This window comes from Pseudomonas fluvialis (assembly GCF_002835605.1).
GTDB classification, from domain to species: domain Bacteria; phylum Pseudomonadota; class Gammaproteobacteria; order Pseudomonadales; family Pseudomonadaceae; genus Aquipseudomonas; species Aquipseudomonas fluvialis.
Genome location: NZ_PIYS01000011.1, coordinates 1 through 4,754, shown reverse-complemented (window position 1 = coordinate 4,754; position 4,754 = coordinate 1). Strand labels below are relative to the sequence as shown.

5 protein-coding genes are annotated in these 4,754 nt (G+C 59.6%); 3 read left to right on the top strand and 2 right to left on the bottom strand.

Annotation, left to right across the window (positions count from 1 at the left end):
• Nucleotides 1–1,453: IS66 family transposase (gene tnpC / locus CW360_RS07275; RefSeq protein WP_101193244.1), on the bottom strand; the 1,453-nt coding region annotated here is incomplete at its 3' end.
• Nucleotides 1,454–1,472: 19 nt separating this feature from the next.
• Entirely contained in the window at nt 1,473–1,832 is a 360-nt protein-coding gene (gene tnpB, locus CW360_RS07270) for an IS66 family insertion sequence element accessory protein TnpB (RefSeq protein WP_058151328.1), read from the bottom strand.
• A gap of 196 nt (nt 1,833–2,028) precedes the next feature.
• Between tnpB (CW360_RS07270) and CW360_RS07265 the strand changes: the two genes are divergently transcribed.
• From CW360_RS07265 to tnpC (CW360_RS07250), 3 genes are all read left to right on the top strand, one after another.
• Entirely contained in the window at nt 2,029–2,448 is a 420-nt protein-coding gene (locus tag CW360_RS07265) for a hypothetical protein (RefSeq protein ID WP_101193245.1), read from the top strand.
• 474 nt (nt 2,449–2,922) lie between these two features.
• A complete protein-coding gene (gene tnpB / locus CW360_RS07255; protein WP_058151328.1) occupies nt 2,923–3,282 on the top strand; it encodes an IS66 family insertion sequence element accessory protein TnpB in 360 nt (119 codons plus the stop codon).
• Nucleotides 3,283–3,301: 19 nt separating this feature from the next.
• On the top strand, nt 3,302–4,754 hold a 1,453-nt coding region (tnpC, locus tag CW360_RS07250; protein ID WP_101193244.1), incomplete at its 3' end, for an IS66 family transposase.

Sequence of the window (4,754 nt, the reverse complement as noted above, 5' to 3'; positions counted from 1 at the left end):
CGACGCTCTGTGCCGTTGGCAGGTGTTCGAGGATGTGGCGCAGCCAGGCGTAAGGCTCTTGGCCGTTGGCCTTGGCGGTTTCGATCAGGCTGTAGATCTGTGCGCTGGCCGTGGCGCCCTTGGGCGTGTCGCTGAACAACCAGTTCTTGCGACCGATGACGAACGGGCGGATGGCGTTTTCGGCGCGGTTGTTATCGATGGGCAGGTTTCCACCTTCGACGTAACGCACCAGCCGGCCCCAGTTGCTGGCCAGGTAGTTTACGGCCTTACCCAGAGCCGTCTGCCCAGCAACCTGCGGCTGGGTCTTGTCCAGCCAGGCCTTGAGTTGATCGAGCAGCGGTTGGCTGCGTTGCACTCGGGTGGCCTGCCGCTCGGCATCGCTGGCGTCCTTCAGTTCACGTTCGATGCTGTAGAGCTTATTGATCAGGTTCAGCGCCATGTCGGCACGGCCGGTCTTGCCCTTGGGCTGCACTTTCTGCGCCTCGACGAACTTGCGCCGCGCATGCGCCCAGCAGGCCAACCGCTCGATGCCCTCTTGCACGGCCACGGCGTTGTAGCCAGCGTAGTCGTCAGTCATCAGGTAGCCGTGATAACCATCGAGCAGGCGCAGCGGTACCTCCTGCGCGCGGCTGGTGGTGTAGTCGAAGAGGATCACCGGCTTATCTGGCGGCCCGCCGCTTTGCACCCACATCCAGGACTGCGCGGTGGGATCGCGTCCGGGTTCGTGCAGCACCTGCAGGCGGGTTTCGTCACAGTGCAGCACCGGGTAGTCCAGCAGTTTGTCGCGCATCAGGTTGAGCAGCGGCTGCAGCTGCTCGCCACTTTGGATCACCCAGCGCGCCAGGGTCTGGCGGGGAATGTCGATGCCGTGGCGACCGAGCATTTTCTCGAAACGGTACAGCGGGATGCCGTCGGCGTACTTGGTGGTCAGCAGCATCGCCAACACGCTGGGACTAGCCAGGCTCTTCTCGATCAGTTGGGCCGGTTTGTCGGCGGTGACCGGTGCGGTTTCGCAGGCCTTGCAGGCGTAAGTCTTGCGGATATGACGGATAACCCGCACCTGCATCGGGATGATCTCCAGTTGCTCGCTGGTCTCTTCTCCAATCACCTGCTTGCAGGCGCCGCAGGCGCAGGTCAGTTCGTGCTCGGGCAGTTCATGGACGACTTCGACGCGCGGCAGATTGGCCGGCAGCGGCTTGCGCTTGCCACGACGCTTGATCGGCGCAACGACTTCTTCGGCTTCAGCTTCGGCTGGCTCGGCAGTCGGCTCTTCGACCAGCTCTTCGGCCTCGTTGAACATGGCCAGCTGCGGTGAGTCGGCATCTTCAGGGCTGCGCTCGGACTTGGGTGAGAACAGCTTGTGCCGCAGCAGGGCGACCTGCTCCTGCAATTGCAGCACCAAGGCCTTGAGCAGGACGGGATCGTTAGGAAGGTTGTCGGCGCCAAATTTCATGGCGCTGGATTATACCGGCTCAGGCCACGAACCGCGGCGTCAGTACCTGGTGCGGACGATTGCGCCACAGGTCAATTCCGTCGAGCAGCCAGTTCAGTTCGTCAACCGTCAGCTCGATGGCCTCGTCGCCTGCATCGGGCTTGGTCTTGAAGCGCTCGGCTTCCAGTCGCTTGAGCCACAGGCAGAAACCGTTGCGCTCCCAGTAGAGAATCTTGACCTGGCTGCGCGTGCGATTGAGGAACACGAACAGCACCGGGTTGAACACTTCCACCTTGATGTCCAGCTCGACCAAGGCGGCCAGGCCGTTGATGGATTTGCGGAAGTCGACGGGCTTTGGGTAGAGGTAGACCTTCTGCACCTTGGCATCGGGACGCATCATGGGATGAACTCCAGTGAAAACGGGAGCTCAGCATCCAATGATCTGCGGCCTATGGGCAGGTGGGGTTTATGGAGCGCTTACCATACTATGATTAGCAGGCGGGGCTTCTTTCCTCATCTTTGGCTATGCCAGTCGGCTGCCAGCTTCGGAGGCGTCCTGCTGTAACCCTCTCGCTCAACACCCAAGGAGTTTGGTTGTGCGTAAATCGGCGTCCCTGCTGTCCATCCTTGCTTTCTCGTCACTAAGCCTATCGGGTGCTGGTTATGCCCAAGATGACCACAACGCTCGCCTTACGACGATATATAAGTACTTTGCCCCGATAGATATTGCCCATATCACGGGCTGCAAGCGGCATGACATCTTGGGTGACTACTTGAATGCGCTGACTGACTCCATGGCGGTCAATCCAAACTTTCGAAAAGAGGCGGGCGGAGAGGTCATGGACTACATAATCTCTCAGTCTGAGCGAGAAAAATTTATAGCTGGATACGATCGAGCCGCCCCAAGCGACTACATTTTCTCTATATGTGACAAGAATATTGCTACCGCGCTTGAGGACTTGGCCGATCTAAAAAGGATAATCGCGAGCTTCAAAGCTCATGCTGCTTCGCGGTAGTTTGGCCACTGCCACTAACTAGCCTTAGTTTCAGCGGATTTTCAATAACGAGGCATTCAGAGGCGCCTGTTAACAAGATGAATTTCTGCTGAGCACCCTTGGCACTAGTGAAGGCTTGAAAGCTGCCGGCGCTAAGTATCTCAACTGCGTCGAGGTGGTCAATTAGTTCGCAAGCACTCTCATAGCTAGTTAAACGATGTTGCATGATGTACGCCCCGTGGGTTGTTGTGTCCGATCACGTTACCAGGGCTATGGGAGAGGTGTAAGACTGCCGAAGTTTGTTCCGGCTATGTATAATGCGTGACGTCCAAGCTCGTAATTAAGTCAGCGGTTAGTTACTTTTACTAATCCGCTGGCTCTTTTCATTCCTCCCCGTCCTCATGGTCTTCATAGGTAAGCGCTCCATAAACCCCACCTGCCCATAGGCCGCAGATCATTGGATGCTGAGCTCCCGTTTTCACTGGAGTTCATCCCATGATGCGTCCCGATGCCAAGGTGCAGAAGGTCTACCTCTACCCAAAGCCCGTCGACTTCCGCAAATCCATCAACGGCCTGGCCGCCTTGGTCGAGCTGGACATCAAGGTGGAAGTGTTCAACCCGGTGCTGTTCGTGTTCCTCAATCGCACGCGCAGCCAGGTCAAGATTCTCTACTGGGAGCGCAACGGTTTCTGCCTGTGGCTCAAGCGACTGGAAGCCGAGCGCTTCAAGACCAAGCCCGATGCAGGCGACGAGGCCATCGAGCTGACGGTTGACGAACTGAACTGGCTGCTCGACGGAATTGACCTGTGGCGCAATCGTCCGCACCAGGTACTGACGCCGCGGTTCGTGGCCTGAGCCGGTATAATCCAGCGCCATGAAATTTGGCGCCGACAACCTTCCTAACGATCCCGTCCTGCTCAAGGCCTTGGTGCTGCAATTGCAGGAGCAGGTCGCCCTGCTGCGGCACAAGCTGTTCTCACCCAAGTCCGAGCGCAGCCCTGAAGATGCCGACTCACCGCAGCTGGCCATGTTCAACGAGGCCGAAGAGCTGGTCGAAGAGCCGACTGCCGAGCCAGCCGAAGCTGAAGCCGAAGAAGTCGTTGCGCCGATCAAGCGTCGTGGCAAGCGCAAGCCGCTGCCGGCCAATCTGCCGCGCGTCGAAGTCGTCCATGAACTGCCCGAGCACGAACTGACCTGCGCCTGCGGCGCCTGCAAGCAGGTGATTGGAGAAGAGACCAGCGAGCAACTGGAGATCATCCCGATGCAGGTGCGGGTTATCCGTCATATCCGCAAGACTTACGCCTGCAAGGCCTGCGAAACCGCACCGGTCACCGCCGACAAACCGGCCCAACTGATCGAGAAGAGCCTGGCTAGTCCCAGCGTGTTGGCGATGCTGCTGACCACCAAGTACGCCGACGGCATCCCGCTGTACCGTTTCGAGAAAATGCTCGGTCGCCACGGCATCGACATTCCCCGCCAGACCCTGGCGCGCTGGGTGATCCAAAGTGGCGAGCAGCTGCAGCCGCTGCTCAACCTGATGCGCGACAAACTGCTGGACTACCCGGTGCTGCACTGTGACGAAACCCGCCTGCAGGTGCTGCACGAACCCGGACGCGATCCCACCGCGCAGTCCTGGATGTGGGTGCAAAGCGGCGGGCCGCCAGATAAGCCGGTGATCCTCTTCGACTACACCACCAGCCGCGCGCAGGAGGTACCGCTGCGCCTGCTCGATGGTTATCACGGCTACCTGATGACTGACGACTACGCTGGCTACAACGCCGTGGCCGTGCAAGAGGGCATCGAGCGGTTGGCCTGCTGGGCGCATGCGCGGCGCAAGTTCGTCGAGGCGCAGAAAGTGCAGCCCAAGGGCAAGACCGGCCGTGCCGACATGGCGCTGAACCTGATCAATAAGCTCTACAGCATCGAACGTGAACTGAAGGACGCCAGCGATGCCGAGCGGCAGGCCACCCGAGTGCAACGCAGCCAACCGCTGCTCGATCAACTCAAGGCCTGGCTGGACAAGACCCAGCCGCAGGTTGCTGGGCAGACGGCTCTGGGTAAGGCCGTAAACTACCTGGCCAGCAACTGGGGCCGGCTGGTGCGTTACGTCGAAGGTGGAAACCTGCCCATCGATAACAACCGCGCCGAAAACGCCATCCGCCCGTTCGTCATCGGTCGCAAGAACTGGTTGTTCAGCGACACGCCCAAGGGCGCCACGGCCAGCGCACAGATCTACAGCCTGATCGAAACCGCCAAGGCCAACGGCCAAGAGCCTTACGCCTGGCTGCGCCACATCCTCGAACACCTGCCAACGGCACAGAGCGTCG

Coding starts and splice junctions, on each gene's coding strand:
- tnpB (WP_058151328.1), bottom strand. CDS start 1,832: ATGATGCGTCCCGATGCCAAGGTGCAGAAGGTCTACCTCTACCCAAAG.
- tnpB (WP_058151328.1), top strand. CDS start 2,923: ATGATGCGTCCCGATGCCAAGGTGCAGAAGGTCTACCTCTACCCAAAG.